This window comes from Vibrio fujianensis, from assembly GCF_002749895.1.
GTDB classification, from domain to species: Bacteria; Pseudomonadota; Gammaproteobacteria; order Enterobacterales; family Vibrionaceae; genus Vibrio; species Vibrio fujianensis.
This window is the reverse complement of the sequence record NZ_NBUS01000042.1, coordinates 280,138-299,335: the sequence shown is the minus strand read 5'-3', so window position 1 is coordinate 299,335 and position 19,198 is coordinate 280,138. Positions and strand designations below refer to the sequence as shown.

Sequence of the window (19,198 nt, the reverse complement as noted above, 5' to 3'; positions counted from 1 at the left end):
CGTCATACGTTGGATTTCTTTATTGACAGTTTGACAGAAGATCTCGTTCAGTCCAATACCAGTGTTACGGCTCGGACACCAATTGCCGTGACTTCATTTGTCGATTTACAAAATATGGATACGACAAATTGGCTGGGTAATTCTGTATCTGAAGGGCTAATTTATCAATTCCAGCGTCGCGGTTTTAAAGTGGTGGACTTTAAAACGACGGGTTCAATACAAGTGACACACCAAGGTGATTTCGCCTTTAGTCGTGATTGGAAAGACCTAGCACAAGAGCAAGAGATTCAATACGTATTGACCGGAACGATGTTGCGTCAAGAGGGTGGAGTTCTCGTTAATGCCCGAGTCGTTGGTATGCAATCACGCATTGTGGTTGCGACCGCCCAAGGTTTTTTACCTGAAGACCGTATTGGACGAGATTTAGACACATTAAATACGATTCGTACGCAAGATGGGGTTTTAATTCGCTCTGATCCAACGATGACTCGCCCTTATAATATTATTTTGCGACCTTAGGGCTTAGGAGAGAATAATGAAAGCAGGATGGTTTCTTTTGCTTACACTATTAATGTCTGGTTGCCAGCCTCTGCAATCAATGCGTAGCGATGATTGGTTAACTGCCGTTGGTTACGCCAGTATTAGTGAACAACGAGGCCGTGATGATGAAGAAAAACAAGTGAGAGCGATGAGGGCTTCTAAAATCGATGCGTACCGTGAATTGGCGGAACAAATTTATGGTATGCGAATCTCTGGCAGAGCCGATCTACAGGATCAGCGTCTTGGTACCGAGCTGACTTCGGGGGCCGTTGATGGTGTGATTCGAGGGGCGGAAGTGGTACGGAGTTATAAAGTCGGCGATAGTTATGTTACGGAGTTACGATTGGATATTCGTAAAATGGATCGATTACGTAGTTATGGTGAAGTACAACAAGTGCCAGAAAAGCGTCAACAAACGCTGTTTTAATTTTCCCCCTCTCTTCTCTTTTTCTTCGTACAAAAACACCGGCGGCGGTTAATCTTCCGCTGGTCTTACTGTCATCGTTTAGGCTTAAATGAAATGGGAGGAACCCATTTTTACGCTTTTAGATTAGTCCCTAATGTTGAGATGGTATGTGTTTGCCCAGTTGCATTATAGGTCATCCCAATTTTACCATGGCTTTGCTGCATCAAGTTATTGAGTTTATTAAAACTAAGCTGCGCTCTAGCTAAGGCTTCACCGTTGATATTGTTTGATTGCTGGCAGTCGTGAATGATGGAACGAATGTGATTCATCACGCCATGTAAATCGTCATCCTCAGTCAGGCTCTTCACATCCGGATGACGAGAAATCCGCTGATCGGTTTGCTTTAATTGATTTACTAAGGTGATCTTTTGCTTAGCAACCGCTTCAATATCTGAAGAAACTCGACTGGTAATTGCTATTTTTTCTTGATCCAATAATGCAGAGAGTTGTTCGGCATTTTTTAATTGGAATTGGACTAAATCTTTTAACGTTGCCATTAGTCAATCACCTTGTTCATACATTTACGTTTATTTAAAGCCGCCTAGCTCTTGTTCAAATTTAATCATATTGTCAGCCAGTTTTTCTGGGTCAACAACGTATGAGCCATTTGCAATGGCTTCTTTAATGGCGGCAACTTTTGCACTATCAAAACTTGGGGTAGCAGCCATTTCGTTGTGCATTTCACCGATGGCTTTACTTTGTGTGCTTAATGAAACCGCATCTTGTTGTGGTGCAACACTTGTTTTGCTAGTTGTGTTTGCCGAGCTTGAAGAGCTTGAGTTTGTATCTGAACGAGCAGGTGCACGACTGGTTGTCGTTAACGATTGACCTGAACGTATGTTATCAATACCTGCCATAAAAGAGCCTTTAAAATAATCAACTGGTACCGTCAATATCGACGAAGTAAAGTAAAACTTTAGTATTTTATTTCAGCATAGGGTAAATAAATCACTCACGAGCGATAAATTAAAATCGAACCGTGACTTCACCCATGCCACTGACTTGAGCATCTATTATACGGTTTGAGCGATCATTTTTCACTTTTATCTGATCGCCTAAATTTCCATCAGAGAGAGCAGTGCCTTTTGTTGTGATGTTCATCTCATTACTTACTGCTCTGATCAGCACGTTTTCATTCCGACACACTACACATATGTCATTGTGGTTAATTACATCTCCAAGTTGGAGATTTTTTTTTGTTTTTGCTCCAATAACCATATCTTGTGAGGAAAATCCTTGCCGTCTAAAGCGTAGCAGATCTACCATACTCATAGTAACATCATGTTCTGTTATCATTTGCCCACGAGAAAGGGCGTTGAGAGCTGTTACCATTGGAACCGTTATGGTTAATCTTACTGGGACATACACTCGCCAGCCGTCGGCTGGACATTCGACAAGAACAGTAATATTACTAGCAGAGCCATTATAAGACGATGAAGAAGTGTCTAATTTCTCTGGGCAATCTGTCGCAAAAATACGTTCATCAATGTTGGCCGCATTAACAACCAGTTCTCCACCTATCGGCTTATCTACCGTGTTGAGAACATGATCTTGAGCCGCTTTCTGAATCTGTTCTATCTGTTCTAAAGTGGCGGAAAACGCACAAAGGCTAAAGAAAAATAATAAAAAGCCGATAGAGTTATAAAAAAAGTGGTAGAAAGCTCTACACTTAACAGTGATAAGTAAATATAAACGGGTTTTCGAAAACATAGTTCGTTTCTCTGGTTTCTTTATGGCCTGATTTAGACTATCACTTTTCCTTATAAAAAGTTTGAGATGGAGATGAGCTTATGACGGGTATTCTTGATTCTGTGAATCAACGTACGCAACTTGTCGGTCAAAACCGAATGGAACTATTGACTTTCCGTCTTAACGGGCGTCAACGTTATGGTATTAACGTCTTTAAGGTTAAAGAGGTTCTTCAATGCCCTAAGCTTACTGCCATGCCTAACTTGCACCGTTTAGTGAAAGGTGTTGCCCATATTCGTGGTCAAACCGTTTCAGTGATTGATATGAGCCTCGCGGTTGGTGGCCGTCCAACGGTTGATGTCGATAAAAGTTTTGTTGTCATTGCGGAATTTAACCGCACCATCCAAGCTTTTCTAGTCAGCTCTGTTGAGCGTATTGTTAATATGCACTGGGAGTCAGTACTACCACCACCTGATGCAGCTGGAAAGGGCAACTATCTCACTGCGGTGACCAATATCGATAATGAATTGGTTGAAATACTTGATGTAGAGAAAATTCTAGCAGAAATCGCGCCAGTAAATGAAACGATGAATTCGAGCATTGGCGAAGAGATCGCGCAAGCTGAGCAAGAAAAACAGATAGTCCGTCGAATCTTGATTGCTGATGATTCAAGCGTCGCTCGTAAGCAGGTACAACGAGCGATTGAGTCGATTGGTTTTGAATGTATTTTGACTAAAGATGGCAAAGATGCCTATGAAAAGCTACTGAGTATGGCTGAAGAAGGTAGTATTTATGAACAGATTTGTCTGGTCATTTCTGATATTGAAATGCCTGAAATGGACGGCTATACATTAACTGCAGAGATTCGCCGTCATAACGATTTAAAAAACCTTTACGTAATCCTGCATTCATCCTTGAGTGGCGTATTTAACCAAGCGATGGTTGAAAGGGTCGGAGCCAATAGCTTTATTGCTAAATTCAACCCTGATGAACTTGGCAATGCGGTGAAAGCTGCATTAGTAGAATAAAGAGAACTGAATGACTGCTATTACTATCAGCGATCAAGAATATCGCGATTTTTGTCGGTTTTTAGAATCCCAGTGCGGTATCGTACTGGGAGACAGTAAGCAATATTTGGTGAGAAGTCGCCTTAGCCCACTGGTGACCAAATTTAAGTTAAGCTCTCTTTCCGATCTACTGCGTGATGTCGTGACCGGGCGAAATCGAGAGCTACGTGTTGCCGCCGTTGATGCCATGACAACCAATGAAACCTTATGGTTTCGTGATTCATATCCTTTTACGGTACTCTCTGAACGCTTACTGCCCGAAATGGCCAAAAATAAGCGGCCACTAAAAATATGGTCAGCCGCTAGTTCTTCCGGTCAGGAGCCATATTCAATGGCGATGACCGTACTTGAACTACAACAAAAAAGACCAGGCATGCTACCGAGTGTATCGATTACGGCCACGGATATTTCTAATAGTATGTTAGATATGTGTCGTGCTGGAATTTACGATAACTTAGCATTAGGTCGAGGGTTATCACCAGAGCGTCGACGTGCTTTCTTTGAGGAAGTCGGAGATGGGCGTATGCGGATTAAAGATAACGTTAAGCGTTTGGTTAATTTTCGCCCACAAAATTTGATGGAAAGTTATGCTCTATTGGGTAAGTTTGATATCATATTTTGCCGTAACGTATTGATTTATTTCTCTCCAGATATGAAAGCTAAAGTGCTGAATCAAATGGCCAGTAGTTTAAACCCCGGTGGTTATTTATTGCTTGGCGCATCAGAGTCACTGACGGGCTTGACCGACAAATTTGATATGGTGCGCTGTAATCCAGGTATCATTTACAAACTTAAATAATACTGAATATATCCAAACAACTTGGAGTTGCAGGTAGGCGGCAAGTGAGTGACAAATTTGTCTGGAACAAATTTGAACAGCCGTTGGCCTTTGGTGAGCGCCACGGATGGCTCTCATCATCTTCATGAGCATAGACAGGCTATGCTCATGGGGTGAAAGAACGTAGCCAACACCCCTGCAGCTTCAAGTGGGAAGGATATAACAAATTAATATCGTATTGACCCGGACTTGTTCCGGGTTTTCTTTCTTTGTCTATTCTTTTTCTATGACTTGGTCTAAATTTTGCCTTAAGGCTTCCTGCACGCATAGGGCGTGTTTATTGTGAGTGGCGAGAGCCGATCATGATACGCAGGTTTTTAAAGTTGGTATGTTAATTGCTTTAAATAATCCAATCACGGTCAGTTCTTAGTTAAAGAGGCAAACATGGCTATTTCTTTTGATAAAGCACTCGGTATACATCAACATACGGTTGGTGTGCGTGAGCGTAATGCTGAGGTCATTGCGACCAACATTGCTCAAGCTAATACTCCAGGCTTTAAAGCGAAAGGAATGGACTTTAAACGGGCATTGCAAGCGGCAAGTTCAGGGGCAAGCATTAGTCTTAGCCGAACAGATGGTCGGCATATTCCTGCCTCAAAAACGGTCACAGGGGAAATGCTTTACCGGACGCCAACTCAACCCGATACCGGTGATGGCAATACGGTCGATGTCGATTTGGAGCGTAATTTATTTATGCAAAACCAATTGCGTCATCAAGCCTCGCTGGACTTTTTAGGAAGTAAGTTTAAGAACCTCACTAAAGCAATTACTGGAGGCAACTAGATGGGCTTATTTAATGTATTCAATGTGACTGGTTCTGCCATGAGTGCTGAGTCTGTTCGTCTAAATACGACCTCAAGTAATTTGGCCAATGCCGACAGCATCAGTAGCTCAGCGAAAGAAACCTATAAAGCTCGGCATGCGGTGTTTGGCGCTGAATTAAATAAAGCCCGTTACCGTAATGATCCGAATGTTCCAGTAAAAGTGTTAGGTATTGTGGAGAGTGACAAGCCACTGACTGCAGAATTTAATCCAGCTCATCCTTTAGCCAATGATGAGGGGTATATTTATAAACCCAATGTTAACGTTATGGAAGAAATGGCTAATATGATTTCTGCTTCTCGTTCATACCAGACGAATGTACAAGTTGCTGATGCAAGTAAACAAATGCTGCTGCGTACGCTGCAGATGGGTCAATAAGAGTAGGGGGTAGCAGATGGCCGGAATCAATAATATTGGTCAAAGCGGATTGTCCTATGTCGACCAGCTAAAAGCGCTGCAAGATCAGAAAAAGCCGACAGAAACCACAGGTAAACAAGATCTTAAGCAAGAAGATTTTCTTTCTTTGCTGACCAAACAGTTAGCACAACAGGATCCGTTTAAGCCCGTCAGTAATGATCAAATGATTGCCCAAATGGCTTCTTTTGCCACTGTTGATGGTATCGGAAAAATGAATGAACAGTTTGAGAATCTCAATTCATCGATGACCTCAAACCAAGCTTTACAAGCCTCGTCACTGGTTGGACGCGATGTATTAGTCCCCGGTGCTGCTGGTATAAAAACCGATGGCCCAATGGCGGCCATGGTGAAGCTTCCGCAATCAGTAGAAAACCTCTTCATCCGCATTGAAAATGAAGCCGGTCAATTAGTTCGTACTTTTGATGCTGGAGCTAAACTCGGCGGTGATAACCGCATTGAGTGGGACGGCAACGATGAAAACGGAAATCCCTTGCCGGACGGCAAATATAAAGTCAAAGCATCAGGGTTACTTGACGGAGAGAACGCTGAATTTGGAGTATCAACCTACGCCAATGTCAATAGTGTTCTGCTTGGAAAGGGTGATGGTAACGTACTACTCAATCTGGCTGGTTTTCAATCACCAGTGCGACTTGCTGAAGTACTCGAAGTTGGCAAAGCATAACCATGCTAGCTAGATAGGAGAATTAGTCATGTCATATATATCTCTTAGTGGTTTATCTGCCGCTCAGTTAGATCTTAATACCACCAGTAATAATATTGCGAACGCCAACACTTATGGCTTTAAAGAGTCAAGGGCTGAGTTTGGTGATGTTTACTCAACATCACTATTTACCAACTCGAAAACAACGCCTGGGCAAGGTGTTCAAGCGAATAAAGTTGCGCAGCAGTTTCATGAAGGTTCAAGTATTTATACTAATAATCCGATGGATTTACGTATTGCTGGAACCGGTTTTTTTGCGGTCGCTAAAGATCGTTTGATTCCTCAGCAAAATGAATTAACGCGTAACGGGGCTTTCCACCTAGATAAAAATAACTATATGGTGACCTCAAATGATCAATATTTATTAGGTTATGAAGTGAATCCAGATAATGGAGAAGTTCTTTCCTACGAGCCTAAACCGATTAATATCCCAGCACAATTTGGTAAACCTAAACAAACAGGCAATGTTGAGCTTTCAGCAAATTTACCTGCTAATGGTGACTTAAAAGATCCCGCCTTGTTCGATTTTAATGATCCCGATACTTATAACCGAACAACCTCTTCGACCATTTATGACTCAATGGGGCAGCCCTATAAGCTCACCACCTACTATTTGAAAGATCAAAACGAAAATAATAAGTGGAATACTTACTACACGGTTACCGATAAAACGGGTGAGAAACCGATTAATATTGCCAATGGTGATGCCACATCACCTTCAGGCCATGTTGGACATACGTTACGATTTAATAATGATGGTACACTCGCCAGCTTAAACAGCGGTAATCCGATTGTCTCTAACCCACTTGGGGATGGTGAGAATCCGATTGATCTAAATGGTGCTGATGGGAGTCAAACACTGGGATTTGATTTAAATGGTGCGACGCAATTTGCCGCTCCTTTTGAACTCACCAAGTTTGATCAAGACGGTGCGACGACTGGCTTTTTAACCAAAATTGATTTTGATGAATATGGTAGTGTATTAGCCACGTATTCCAACGGACAAAATGTCACTTTGGGGAGAGTCGGCATGGTACGAGTTGCCAATGAGCAAGGGTTGGATAAAAAAGGTGGCACCCAATGGGATGCTACGCAACAGTCTGGCGTTAAAATTTGGGGCGAGTCGAGTAAAGGCTCTTTTGGTACCATTAGTAATGGAGTATTGGAGCAATCCAATATCGACATGACTCAAGAACTGGTCGACTTAATTTCTGCCCAACGTAATTTCCAAGCAAACTCTCGTTCGCTTGAAGTACATAGCCAATTGCAACAAAATATTTTACAAATTCGCTAATTATTTGCTCAATTTTAGCCATTGAGCAAATAGAGGGCACAGCTCGAATTGGTTTGATACTGGTTCGAGCTTTTGTTTTTTATTTCCATTCTCATTTATTCTTTACCGCTGTATTGCCGGGTTGCCACTTCATCTGCATATTAAAACTCTAACTTATTGATCTAGAATTGTTTTATGTTTTGGTACGTTAATTGCTTATTTAGTTATTATTGATGATAGTGGAGAACCCCGAATGGATCGTGCTCTGTTTCTTGCCATGAGTGGCGCCAAACAAAATATGCAGGCGATGCAGCTAAGAGCGAACAACCTTGCCAACGTCAGTACGACTGGGTTTCGTGCAGATCTAGAGCAGGCTCGTTCAATGCAAGCGTATGGCGATGGGCTTCCTAGCCGAGTATTCAGCATGACTGAGCGGCCTGGAAATCGCTTTGATCAAGGCAGTGTCATCACCACTGGTCGAGATTTGGATATCACTATTCAAGGTGATGGTTGGTTATCTGTTTTAGATAAAACAGGTAAAGAAGGGTTAACCCGCAATGGTAATCTACGGATTGATGAAAATGGTTTATTGCTGAATGGTAATGATCATCTAGTGCTCGGTGAAACCGGGGCTCCGATTACGCTGCCGATTCCTCTGAATAAAGTTGAGATTGGTAACGATGGCACGATATCTGTTCGTCCACAAGGGGCTCCCGCGGATGCGATGGAAATTGTTGATCGCATCAAGTTGGTTCGCCCGAATAATCAATCACTTTTTAAAGATATTAATGGGTTATTTCGGTCTAAAGAACCGACAGCCGAATATGAAGCTGATGCGAATGTAAAAATTCTCACCGGTGCTCTTGAAGGCAGTAACGTCAATGCGGTTGGTGAAATGACCAGCTTAATTGATTTACAGCGTCAGTTTGAAATGCAAGTCAAAATGATGAGCACTGCAGAAGAGATGGATAAATCATCGGACTCTTTGCTTCGTATGAGCTAAGTAAGAGGAATTTAATATGCAACCTGCACTATGGGTAAGTAAAACGGGTCTTGATGCACAGCAAACGAATATTGCTACTATTTCGAACAACTTAGCGAACGCTTCCACTGTCGGGTTCAAAAAAAGTCGTGCTGTTTTTGAAGATTTGTTCTACCAAAATATTAATCAACCGGGTGGTCAATCATCACAAAACACGGAGTTACCTAGTGGTCTGATGTTAGGGGCTGGCTCAAAAGTGGTGGCAACGCAAAAAGTTCATACCAATGGCAATGCACAAACCACCAATAATAGTTTAGATATGATGATTGAAGGTGATGGCTTTTTTCAAATCTTGATGCCGGATGGAAATATTGGTTATAGCCGTAATGGACAATTCACGCTAAATGCAGAAGGCGTTATTGTAACCTCAGGGTCAGGATACGCCCTTCAGCCAGAGATTGTCATTCCTGAAGATGCCATTTCCATTACCGTCGGTAATGATGGTGAAGTTTCGGTTCGTTTACGCGGTCAGCAAGAAAACCAAGTCTTGGGGCAAATCACTACCGTCGATTTTATTAACCCTGGTGGCTTAGAGCCCGTTGGACAAAACTTGTATTTACCCACTGGAGCCAGTGGCGATCCTCAAGAGGGAGTCCCTGGGTTGGATGGGCTTGGTAACATTCGTCAATCAATGCTAGAAAGCTCCAACGTCAATGTGACCGAAGAACTGGTCAATATGATTGAAGCTCAGCGTGTGTATGAAATGAATTCCAAAGTGATTTCTGCCGTGGATAAAATGATGAGTTTTGTTAACCAACAGCTGTAATGACTAACTAAGAGACTATCTTTATGAAACATCTATTGAGTTTACTCGTTATTGCTTTTCTTTCTGGATGTAGCTTATTACAGCCACCCGTTGAGACTGCGGATGTTATCCAAGGGACAACCGTGGTTGATGCGGTTGAAGGAGATAAAGCTTCAGAAACAAGCTCAGGACTTATGGATACGCTGCGTAATCGTGCTGACCCGGTCGCTGGCGATCCGGCTTGGGCACCGATTTACCCTAAAGCTAAGCCCGAGCATTATGCAGCGGAAACGGGTTCGTTATTTAATTTGGCTCGAGCGAACAGTCTTTATGATGATACTAAACCGCGTGGTATTGGTGACATCATTACGGTCAACTTGAATGAGAATACCAAAGCGGCAAAAAGTGCTGATGCGGATTTATCCAAAAATAACGATGCAACGATGGATCCATTAAATGTTGGCGGCCAAGAGCTAAATATTGGCGACTATAACTTCTCCTATGCCTTAAAGAACAATAATAAATTTTCTGGTAGCGCCGAAGCGAATCAAAGTAACAGCATTAAAGGTTCTATTACAGTTGAAGTGATTGATGTACTGGCCAATGGTAACTTAGTGATCCGTGGTGAAAAATGGTTGATGTTAAATACCGGAGATGAATACATTCGTCTTAGTGGGACGATTCGCCCCGATGATATTGATGCAGAAAACACCATTGCATCTAACCGAATTTCTAATGCCCGTATCCAGTATTCTGGCACAGGAACCAATCAAGATATGCAAGAACCCGGTTTCTTGGCACGATTTTTTAATGTCTCTTTGTAAGGGTTATAGCTCAGTCGATATTTTGACTGTGTAAACGAGGATCAACCGCTAACTCAAGCGTGGTATCTCATAAAGAGCAAGGTGACTCACCATGAAAAAATTTACTGTGTTATTAATGATGCTGGTCGCCACTAGCGCTCATGCTGTTCGTATTAAGGATGTGGCTCAGGTTGCGGGTGTCCGTAGTAACCAACTGGTGGGATATGGCCTTGTGACCGGTTTACCTGGCACAGGAGAGTCAACCCCCTTTACCGATCAAAGCTTCAATGCGATGCTAGAAAATTTCGGCATTCAGTTGCCGCAGGGAACAAAACCGAAAACGAAAAACGTTGCCGCTGTGATTGTTAGTGCTGAATTACCTCCATTTTCCAAACAAGGGCAGACGATTGACGTCACCGTGTCTTCTATTGGGTCTGCTAAGAGTTTACGTGGCGGGACATTAACACAAACCTTTCTTAAAGGCTTAGATGGTCAGGTTTATGCGGTTGCACAAGGTAATTTAGTGGTGAGTGGCTTTAGTGCAACTGGAGCCGATGGGTCAAGCTTAGTTGGTAACAACCCCACTGTGGGGATTATTTCTAGTGGGGCTATGGTAGAAAGAGAAATTCCGTCCCCATTTGGGCGTGGTGATTTTATTACCTTTAATCTATTCCAATCTGATTTTACAACAGCACAGCGTATGGCTGATGCGGTTAACCAATTTTTAGGGCCAGAAATGGCCTCAGCCATTGATGCGACCTCGGTGCGAGTTCGAGCGCCAAGAGATGTGAGCCAGCGCGTTGCATTTTTATCGGCGATTGAAAATCTCGAATTTGATCCCGCGGATATGGCTGCCAAGATCATTGTCAATTCTCGAACCGGAACCATAGTGGTTGGACAGCACGTACGTTTAAAGCCTGCCGCGGTCACTCATGGTGGTATGACGGTTGCTATCAAAGAAAACTGGAATGTTTCTCAGCCAAATCCTTTAGCGGGGGGAGATACTGCAGTTATTCCGGATACTGAAATTGAAGTTACTGAGAAACAAGGAAAAATGTTTAAACTAGAGCCAGGCGTTACCTTAGATGAACTGGTTCGTGCGGTGAATGAAGTTGGAGCGGCTCCTTCTGATCTGATGGCTATTTTACAAGCCTTGAAAAATGCTGGGGCCATTCAAGGTCAACTGATCATTATCTAAGAGGTTCAGGATGATTAATAACGCGAATGATATTGGCTTTATTCATGATATTGCTAGCTTAGATAAACTTCGCCAGAAAGCGGTAAGTGGTGATGACGGCGCAGAAAAAGAGGCATTAACAGCAGCCGCAAGGCAATTTGAATCGATCTTTACTTCGATGATGTTAAAGTCGATGCGTGATGCGAATTCATCCTTTAAATCAGAACTTTTTAGTAGCCAAAATGAAGATTTTTATCGACAAATGCAAGATGAGCAGATGATCAGTGAGCTCAGTGCATCAGGATCGCTTGGTTTAGCCGATATGATCGTTGCTCAGCTTTCTGTTTCAGATGGTGGTAAACATGTTGAGGGGGATGACCGTTTTCAAGACGCGATGCAACGGGTAAAAGCTGCGCGAGAAGCTGAGAAAAACCGTCCAAATCATGTCGAGAGGACAACGACGTTGGATCATCGTGTGCATGCATTTGATAGTCCTCAATCATTTGTCTCATCGTTAAAACCTTATGCGGATAAAGTGGCTAAAACACTCGGTGTTGATGCCTCCTTACTACTAGCACAAGCAGCTTTAGAGACTGGTTGGGGACAAAAACTGGTTTCTAATGCACGAGGCAGCAGTAATAATTTATTTAATATCAAAGCGGATCGAAGTTGGCAGGGAGAGCGAGTTGCCACTCAAACGCTGGAATATCATGAGCAAATACCAGTAATGGAAAAAGCAATGTTTCGTGCTTACCCAACATTCCAAGAGAGTTTCGATGACTATGCTCATTTTCTGGCCAGTAATCCTCGCTATCAGACAGCATTAGAGCATGGTGGAAATAATGAAACCTTTATCCGAGGCATTCATCAAGCTGGTTATGCGACAGATCCTCACTATGCGGATAAAGTGTTACGAGTTAAAGCTCAAATCGATCAAATGGATTCTATCTAACAGCCTAGGATGTTTTGCTTATTTTAAGTGAGCATCCAACCCTCAATTATTTTTATCCTTTATTTTCTTGAAGTTAGATGCTTTTTTCTTGGCTTGAATATTGCTAGATATTTAGTAGTTAGCTAGTCAGAACTGGCATTTACGGTTTTTTTGGGGGGCAATATGGCGTCTGATCTTCTGAATCTGGGTGCGCAAAGCGTATTAACGGCTCAGAGACAACTCAACACCACAGGTCATAACATTGCTAATGCAAATACCGAGGGATACAGTCGGCAGTCTGTGATTCAAGGTACCAATCCACCGCGTCAATACGGTGGTGAAACGTATGGTATGGGTGTTCATGTGGAAAATGTTCGCCGCTCTTGGGACCAATTTGCCGTTAAAGAGTTAAACCTTGCCACTACTGACTATTCCTTCAAGCAAGATACCGAAGAAAATTTGGATATGTTGTCCAAACTGCTTTCTTCGGTGGCATCGAAAAAAATTCCAGAAAATTTAAATGAATGGTTTGATGCTGTAAAGTCACTCGCGGATAGCCCTAATGATGTCGGGGTTCGTAAAGTGGTTTTAGAAAAAGCAGGATTAATTACTCAAAATTTAAATGATTTTCATGAAACGGTACGTCGTCAGTTTGATATTACTAATAAAGGGTTAGATGTAGGTATTGAGCGTATTAACCAACTGGCACTAGAAATTCGTGATGTGCAACGGTTGATGATGAAAACACCGGGACCGCATAACGACTTAATGGATCAGCATGAGAAATTGGTATCAGAATTATCGCAATACACCAAAGTGACGGTGACGCCGCGTAAAAATGCTGAAGGATTCAATATTCATATCGGCAGTGGTCATACGCTGGTATCAGGAACCGAAGCCAGCCAACTAAAAATGATCGATGGTTACCCTGATGTAAAACAGCGCCGGTTAGCGATTGTCGAAGGGAATACCCTTAAACCGATTTCAGAAAAAGAGATTGGGGGAAAATTGGCGGCTCAGTTTGAGATGAGAGATGAGCACATCCCCTATTTAATGGATGAAATTGGTCGACTTGCCATTTCCTTTGCCCATGAAATCAACCAACTACAAAACCAAGGTTTGGATTTACGTGGTAATGTAGGAGAAAATATTTTTAGTGATATGAATTCAGCGTTTATCGCCCGATCACGCGTGGTGACGGCGAGTAACTCAAGCGCTGACATTGCTGTGTATATCGATGATCTTAGCCAGTTAAAAGGTGGCGAGTTTTCGCTGTCATATAATGGCAGTAGCTATATTGTCACCTTACCGGATGGTCAGCAAAAACCATTAACGCTGAATCAGGGCTACCTTTCACTGAATGGTTTAAAGATACAGATCAATACCCCACCAGATATCGGTGAACGCGTTATTATTCGCCCAACTCGTGATGGAGCCGCGGACATCAAAATGGCAACCAATGACGCGACAAAAATTGCCGCACAGAGTTATCAAGCTTCAACCTCTTTTGCGCAGGGCAGCGCTAAATTTACCATTGCGCAAGTTGGCGATGTCAAAGAGTTTGAAGCTTATGTTCTGCCAAGTTCAGACGAGACAAGTAATGAGATGGAAATCCGTATCGTTGATAAAAATGGACAGTTATTGGCAACGCAACCTTATCAATTTGCTCCTGGTGAAGCGGCATTAAATGTGGTGATTCCAGCTCAAACTCCAGGTGGGCAAGCGACAGAGTTTAGCTTAACCAGAGGTGCCGTCGTCAATGATAAATTTACGGCTAACCTTAACCCCGCAGAAGGGGATAACGGTAACTTGCGTAACATGCTATATCTGCAAACCAGTAAGAAAATGAACGATCATGAGTCGACCATTATTAGCCTTTACCATAATTTAAATACTGATTTTGGTTTGCAACTGTCGACCGCTTCACGTCTTACCGATGTCGCTCGTCTAGAAAAAGATTCTGCACAGTCAAGAATTGCCTCAGTATCGGGGGTTAATTTGGATGAAGAAGCCGCGAACATGATGAAATTTCAACATGCTTACATGGCTTCATCTCGCATCATGCAAGCTGCGAATGACACCTTCAATACCATTTTACAGTTAAGGTAAGGGGGATGATAAATGCTCAATCGTATTTCTAGCTTCCATAATTATCAATCCGTACAAAATGATCTTCGTCGGCAAGAAAATAAAGTACACCACAATCAAGCACAGCTCGCTTCGGGTAAAAAGTTACTCTCTGCGGGCGATAATCCATTAGCGACCCATTACATTCAAAATGTCACTCAGCAAGAAGAGCAGTTACGTCAATACCTTGATGCCATTGTGTTAGTACGTAACCGATTAGAGCACCAAGAAGTCATTATATCCAATACAGAAGATTTCGCGGATAAAACTAAGCGGATGGTGATGGAAATGATCAATGGCTCGCTATCTCCTGAAGACCGAGCGGCCAAAGCTCGTGAAATTGAAGAAATTTCTAATAACTTTTTTAACTTAGCCAATGTGCAAGATGAATCTGGTAATTATATTTTTGCTGGGACGAAGCCTAAAAATCAGCCTTTTTTCCGTGATAATTCAGGCAATGTCAGTTACTTCGGTGATGATTATCAACGGAAGATGAAAATATCCAGCAGCTTAGAAATTCCCTTTAATACACCGGGAAGTGATATTTTTATGAATATTGATAACCCATTTGGTGATTTTGAACCAGATTATGATCTCCGTGATGGATCGGAGTTACTGCTGGAACGTGCAACCAATACGGACCCTGATGATTTAGCCCGTTATAAAGTGACCTTTGTTGATCTACAAAATGGTAATTTTGCCTATCAACTTGAGCGCAATGGTGAAGTTGTTGCAGTCGATGATCTGAATCCTCGTGAGGGTATCCAGTACCAAGGTGTGACGATTCATTTTAAAGGGGAGATCACGGCAGGCGATGCTATTTCACTCACTCCGCGTAAAACATTTAGTATTTTTGATACGTTTAAGCAGGCAATAGATTTATCAGAAGGTTCGGTTTCTGATGCGTCTAATACCGCAAAATTGCATCAAGTCACCGAAGAGTTTCATAGCGCTTTCATCCATCTAAATAAAGCAAGAACGGAAGTGGGGGCTCGCCTCAGTACGTTAGATATTCAAGAAGACCAGCATGAAGACTTTAAAATCAGCTTAGCGAGGTCGAAAAGTCAGTTTGAAGACTTAGATTATTCTCAGGCTGTGATTGAATTTAACGAAAATTCACGGGCATTACAGGCCTCACAGTTGGCTTTTGGTAAAACAAAAGATTTAACGCTATTTAACTACTTGTAACTTAACTACTTGTACCTTAAATACCTGTAACGGTTTATGTTGCCATATGTGCTATGCCATATGTGCCAAAGAACAGGAGTGTCACTAACCGGTTTATATGGTTTAGGGGAGTGGACAGAGCGATGGAAAGAAAAGGCTCGATTGAGCAAAAGCGGCAAAAGAGCGGCAAGATGGGCGGTAAATTTTGCAGTGATTCTTTTTGGGTGACTTTTATAAAAAAAGAATGTTTTAAAAGGTCATTAAAAACAATATGTTAATTAATTATTCCTAGTGGGTGAAAAGTTGGCATATAAATTGAATTACTTAAATCAGAGTTGATACAACCCGTTTTTAAATATGCCAGAGGCATGTTTGGCAAGTGATTTACGGTCAGTGCTTCCAAGAGAGTAAAGCTGACCGCTTCGCAAAGGCTTGCGAACTCGATAGGAGAGCAAAGTATGACCATTAACGTAAATACCAACGTATCGGCAATGACCGCCCAACGTTACTTGAATAAATCAAGTAACGATTTAAATACCTCGATGGAGCGCTTGTCTTCCGGTAACCGGATTAATAGTGCCAAAGATGATGCCGCTGGTTTACAAATTTCAAACCGTTTAACGGCGCAATCGCGCGGTCTTGATGTAGCAATGCGTAATGCTAATGATGGTATTTCTATTGCTCAAACCGCTGAAGGGGCAATGAATGAGTCAACCAGTATCTTACAGCGTATGCGTGACTTGGCTCTGCAATCTGCCAATGGAACTAACTCTTTATCTGAGCGCCAAGCGCTAAATGAAGAAGCATCAGCTCTGCAAGATGAGCTGAACCGGATTGCGGAAACAACCTCATTTGGTGGTCGTCGACTGTTGAATGGATCGTTTGGTGAAGCATCCTTCCAGATTGGTTCAAGCTCTGGTGAAGCGATTATTATGGGTTTGACCAGCATTCGTGCTGATGATTTTCGGATGGGTGGACAGTCTTTTATTAGCACGGAAGGTAAAAATAAAGACTGGGCTGTTCCATCAACGGCTAATGATCTTAAGTTTGAGTTCACTGATAAAGCTGGCGAACCTGTTGCCATCGATATTTTAGTCAAAACTGGTGATGATATTGAAGAAGTGGCCACTTACATTAATGGTCAGACTGATCAGCTTACCGCTTCTGTCGATGAAGACGGAAAACTGCAAATTTTTGTCGCTGAACCGAATATTGAAGGTAACCTGACTATTTCGGGCGGGTTGGCTACCGAATTGGGGTTAGAAGGCGGCCCTGGTAAAAAAACAACGGTGCAAGATATTAATATCACAACAGTTGGTGGTTCACAGAATGCCGTCGGGGTGATTGATTCAGCATTAAAATACGTTGACTCACAGCGTGCCGATCTCGGAGCGAAGCAAAATCGCTTGAATCACAGTATTAACAACTTGGCTAATATCCAAGAAAACGTTGAAGCATCAAAGAGTCGCATTAAAGATACCGACTTTGCGAAAGAGACAACGCAATTAACCAAAGCACAAATATTGCAACAGGCTGGTACCTCCATTCTAGCTCAAGCAAAACAGTTGCCAAACTCTGCAATTTCATTATTGCAGTAGTCCCCTGGTTCTTCATTGATAAGCTCAGACGTGAGTATGTAATGAAGATACCTTGGCAAAGTGTGATTATTGGTGATTAGTAAGTTCTCTCAGATACACCTGCTTGCTGATTGAAAGTAATCATACACTCAGGTTAGCCTAAATGTGTTCATTTCTCTTGATCTCCACATTGGCAATGGCTACCTACCATAGCCCCGGTTCTCTCAAAGGAAAAGGGGCTTTTTCTTTCTTTCTTTTTTATTTTTCATTGCTTATTTTTTCTTCATTTTTGGTGTTACTCCCCTAAATTCCCATCGAGTTCAGATCTTTTTTATCAATAAAGCATAATTTCGTTAAAGAAATATCTCTATGAGTCGTTAATAGAAGTAACTTTGAGAGAACTACGTGGTATTCCGAGACGTCGGAAACCGTTCGGGCAGTTCCGCTACGTCTAAAAACGAATAGGAGACACCAATATGGCGGTCAATGTAAATACCAACGTGTCAGCGATGACGGCACAACGTTACCTAAACAGCGCAACCAGCGCACAACAAACTTCAATGGAGCGTCTATCATCCGGTTTTAAAATTAATAGCGCTAAAGATGATTCGGCAGGTTTGCAAATCTCTAACCGTTTGAATGTACAAAGCCGTGGTTTAGATGTTGCGGTGCGTAACGCGAATGATGGTATCTCAATGGCGCAAACCGCCGAAGGTGCGATGAATGAAACCACCAACATCCTACAACGGATGCGTGATCTATCGCTACAATCGGCCAACGGCTCTAACTCAAAATCTGAGCGTGTTGCGATTCAAGAAGAAGTCGGCGCACTTAATAAAGAGTTGAACCGTATTGCAGAAACGACCTCATTTGCCGGTAACCGACTACTGAATGGCACGTTCCAAACTAAAGCATTCCAAATCGGCTCGCAAAGTGGTGAAGCAGTGATGCTCACCATGAAAGATATGCGTAGCGATAATGAAATGATGGGAGGTAAGAGCTACGTCGCGCAAGACAGAGCCGGCGGTGAAAGCTGGAAAGACTGGCGTGCGGCTGCTGGCGATCAATTAACCATCACGATTAACGGTGCAGCCGACCCGATCACCATCGACGCAAAAGCGGGTGATGATATCGAAGAATTAGCGACTTACATCAACGGTCAAACGGATGCAGTACAAGCATCTGTTAATGAAGAGGGTAAATTACAAGTTTTTGCCAGCAACAAAGATGGCGTAGAAACGGTCGCCTTCGGTGGCGGTTTAGCAACCGATTTGGGGATGTCTGGCCCATCAGAAGTCACCATTAATGATCTTGATGTAACCACGGTAGGTGGTGCGCAAGAAGCGGTGGCCGTTGTCGATGCAGCGTTGAAATATGTCGATAGTCATCGTGCAGAACTGGGGGCATTCCAAAATCGTTTCGGACATGCCATTAATAATCTAGAAAACATTAATGAAAATGTGAATGCATCGAAGAGCCGGATTAAAGATACCGACTTTGCGAAAGAAACAACGGCCTTGACCAAAGCGCAAATTCTTGGACAAGCCTCCAGCTCAGTCCTTGCACAAGCGAAACAAGCACCTAATGCGGCTTTAAGCCTATTAGGTTAATGAAAAGAAAGAAATAACACAAAAATCCAGCTTCGGCTGGATTTTTTATTCCTTCGATTTGTTATTTGTAGTCGAAGTGCTTCTTACAGTAGATGGTAAGAAAAGATAAATATAGTGATAAACGATAAACGGTAAGATACCTTCAGATGTTAGATAAAACAAAACCCAGCTTAAGCTGGGTTGTTT

Annotated in this window: 19 protein-coding genes and 2 pseudogenes; 18 read left to right on the top strand and 3 right to left on the bottom strand. The window is 42.5% G+C overall.

Features of this window, described 5'->3' with window-relative positions:
* Together B7C60_RS10410 and flgP are read left to right on the top strand one after the other, a co-directional pair.
* On the top strand, positions 1-519 hold a 519-nt coding region (locus B7C60_RS10410), incomplete at its 5' end, for a FlgO family outer membrane protein (RefSeq protein ID WP_245869157.1).
* Between the two features lie 16 nt (positions 520-535).
* Positions 536-967: a flagellar assembly lipoprotein FlgP gene (gene flgP, locus B7C60_RS10405; RefSeq protein WP_099611589.1), complete on the top strand. Its 432-nt coding sequence runs from the start codon at positions 536-538 to the stop codon at positions 965-967.
* A gap of 110 nt (positions 968-1,077) precedes the next feature.
* Here flgP and B7C60_RS10400 read toward each other — a convergent pair whose 3' ends face one another.
* The 3 genes from B7C60_RS10400 to flgA all read right to left on the bottom strand — a co-directional run bounded on the left by B7C60_RS10400 (position 1,078) and on the right by flgA (position 2,716).
* A complete protein-coding gene (locus B7C60_RS10400) occupies positions 1,078-1,503 on the bottom strand; it encodes a flagella synthesis protein FlgN (RefSeq protein ID WP_099611588.1) in 426 nt (141 codons plus the stop codon).
* Between the two features lie 30 nt (positions 1,504-1,533).
* Positions 1,534-1,863 carry a flagellar biosynthesis anti-sigma factor FlgM gene (flgM, locus tag B7C60_RS10395; protein WP_099611587.1) on the bottom strand — a complete coding sequence of 110 codons (330 nt, stop codon included), beginning with the start codon at positions 1,861-1,863 and terminating at the stop codon, positions 1,534-1,536.
* Between the two features lie 109 nt (positions 1,864-1,972).
* Complete coding sequence (gene flgA, locus B7C60_RS10390) at positions 1,973-2,716, bottom strand: flagellar basal body P-ring formation chaperone FlgA (RefSeq protein ID WP_099611586.1); 744 nt, start codon at positions 2,714-2,716, stop codon at positions 1,973-1,975.
* A gap of 80 nt (positions 2,717-2,796) precedes the next feature.
* On the opposite strand from flgA, the gene B7C60_RS10385 reads away from it, so the two are divergent.
* From B7C60_RS10385 to B7C60_RS10305, 16 genes and pseudogenes are all read left to right on the top strand, one after another.
* A complete protein-coding gene (locus B7C60_RS10385) occupies positions 2,797-3,723 on the top strand; it encodes a chemotaxis protein CheV (RefSeq protein WP_099611585.1) in 927 nt (308 codons plus the stop codon).
* A gap of 10 nt (positions 3,724-3,733) precedes the next feature.
* Positions 3,734-4,561 carry a protein-glutamate O-methyltransferase gene (locus B7C60_RS10380; RefSeq protein ID WP_099611584.1) on the top strand — a complete coding sequence of 276 codons (828 nt, stop codon included), beginning with the start codon at positions 3,734-3,736 and terminating at the stop codon, positions 4,559-4,561.
* Positions 4,562-4,984: 423 nt separating this feature from the next.
* On the top strand, positions 4,985-5,383 hold the full coding sequence (gene flgB / locus B7C60_RS10370; RefSeq protein ID WP_099611582.1) for a flagellar basal body rod protein FlgB: 399 nt from the start codon (positions 4,985-4,987) through the stop codon (positions 5,381-5,383).
* The gene (flgC, locus tag B7C60_RS10365) at positions 5,384-5,800 is read left to right on the top strand and encodes a flagellar basal body rod protein FlgC (protein WP_099611581.1); all 417 of its coding nucleotides are present in this window, start codon (positions 5,384-5,386) and stop codon (positions 5,798-5,800) included.
* Positions 5,801-5,816: 16 nt separating this feature from the next.
* Positions 5,817-6,521, top strand: coding sequence for a flagellar hook assembly protein FlgD (locus B7C60_RS10360; protein WP_099611580.1), 705 nt, complete (start codon positions 5,817-5,819; stop codon positions 6,519-6,521).
* A 28-nt stretch (positions 6,522-6,549) separates the two neighbouring features.
* Positions 6,550-7,854 carry a flagellar hook protein FlgE gene (flgE, locus tag B7C60_RS10355; protein WP_099611579.1) on the top strand — a complete coding sequence of 435 codons (1,305 nt, stop codon included), beginning with the start codon at positions 6,550-6,552 and terminating at the stop codon, positions 7,852-7,854.
* Between the two features lie 232 nt (positions 7,855-8,086).
* Positions 8,087-8,836 carry a flagellar basal body rod protein FlgF gene (locus B7C60_RS10350; RefSeq protein WP_099611578.1) on the top strand — a complete coding sequence of 250 codons (750 nt, stop codon included), beginning with the start codon at positions 8,087-8,089 and terminating at the stop codon, positions 8,834-8,836.
* A gap of 16 nt (positions 8,837-8,852) precedes the next feature.
* Positions 8,853-9,641, top strand: a complete 789-nt coding sequence (gene flgG, locus B7C60_RS10345; protein ID WP_099611577.1) for a flagellar basal-body rod protein FlgG — start codon at positions 8,853-8,855, stop codon at positions 9,639-9,641.
* A gap of 23 nt (positions 9,642-9,664) precedes the next feature.
* A complete protein-coding gene (gene flgH / locus B7C60_RS10340; protein ID WP_099611576.1) occupies positions 9,665-10,444 on the top strand; it encodes a flagellar basal body L-ring protein FlgH in 780 nt (259 codons plus the stop codon).
* Positions 10,445-10,535: 91 nt separating this feature from the next.
* Positions 10,536-11,621, top strand: coding sequence for a flagellar basal body P-ring protein FlgI (locus B7C60_RS10335; RefSeq protein WP_099611575.1), 1,086 nt, complete (start codon positions 10,536-10,538; stop codon positions 11,619-11,621).
* 10 nt (positions 11,622-11,631) lie between these two features.
* Positions 11,632-12,552: a flagellar assembly peptidoglycan hydrolase FlgJ gene (flgJ, locus tag B7C60_RS10330; RefSeq protein ID WP_099611574.1), complete on the top strand. Its 921-nt coding sequence runs from the start codon at positions 11,632-11,634 to the stop codon at positions 12,550-12,552.
* 162 nt (positions 12,553-12,714) lie between these two features.
* Positions 12,715-13,843, top strand: a pseudogene (flgK, locus tag B7C60_RS20085) (flagellar hook-associated protein FlgK); the annotation flags it as partial.
* Positions 13,844-13,926: 83 nt separating this feature from the next.
* A pseudogene (locus tag B7C60_RS20080) lies at positions 13,927-14,640 on the top strand (flagellar basal body rod C-terminal domain-containing protein); the annotation flags it as partial.
* A gap of 12 nt (positions 14,641-14,652) precedes the next feature.
* A complete protein-coding gene (flgL, locus tag B7C60_RS10320) occupies positions 14,653-15,846 on the top strand; it encodes a flagellar hook-associated protein FlgL (protein WP_099611572.1) in 1,194 nt (397 codons plus the stop codon).
* A gap of 437 nt (positions 15,847-16,283) precedes the next feature.
* Entirely contained in the window at positions 16,284-17,423 is a 1,140-nt protein-coding gene (locus B7C60_RS10310; RefSeq protein WP_099611571.1) for a flagellin, read from the top strand.
* A 455-nt stretch (positions 17,424-17,878) separates the two neighbouring features.
* Positions 17,879-19,012, top strand: coding sequence for a flagellin (locus tag B7C60_RS10305; protein ID WP_099611570.1), 1,134 nt, complete (start codon positions 17,879-17,881; stop codon positions 19,010-19,012).
* The last annotated feature ends 186 nt before the right edge of the window (positions 19,013-19,198 follow it).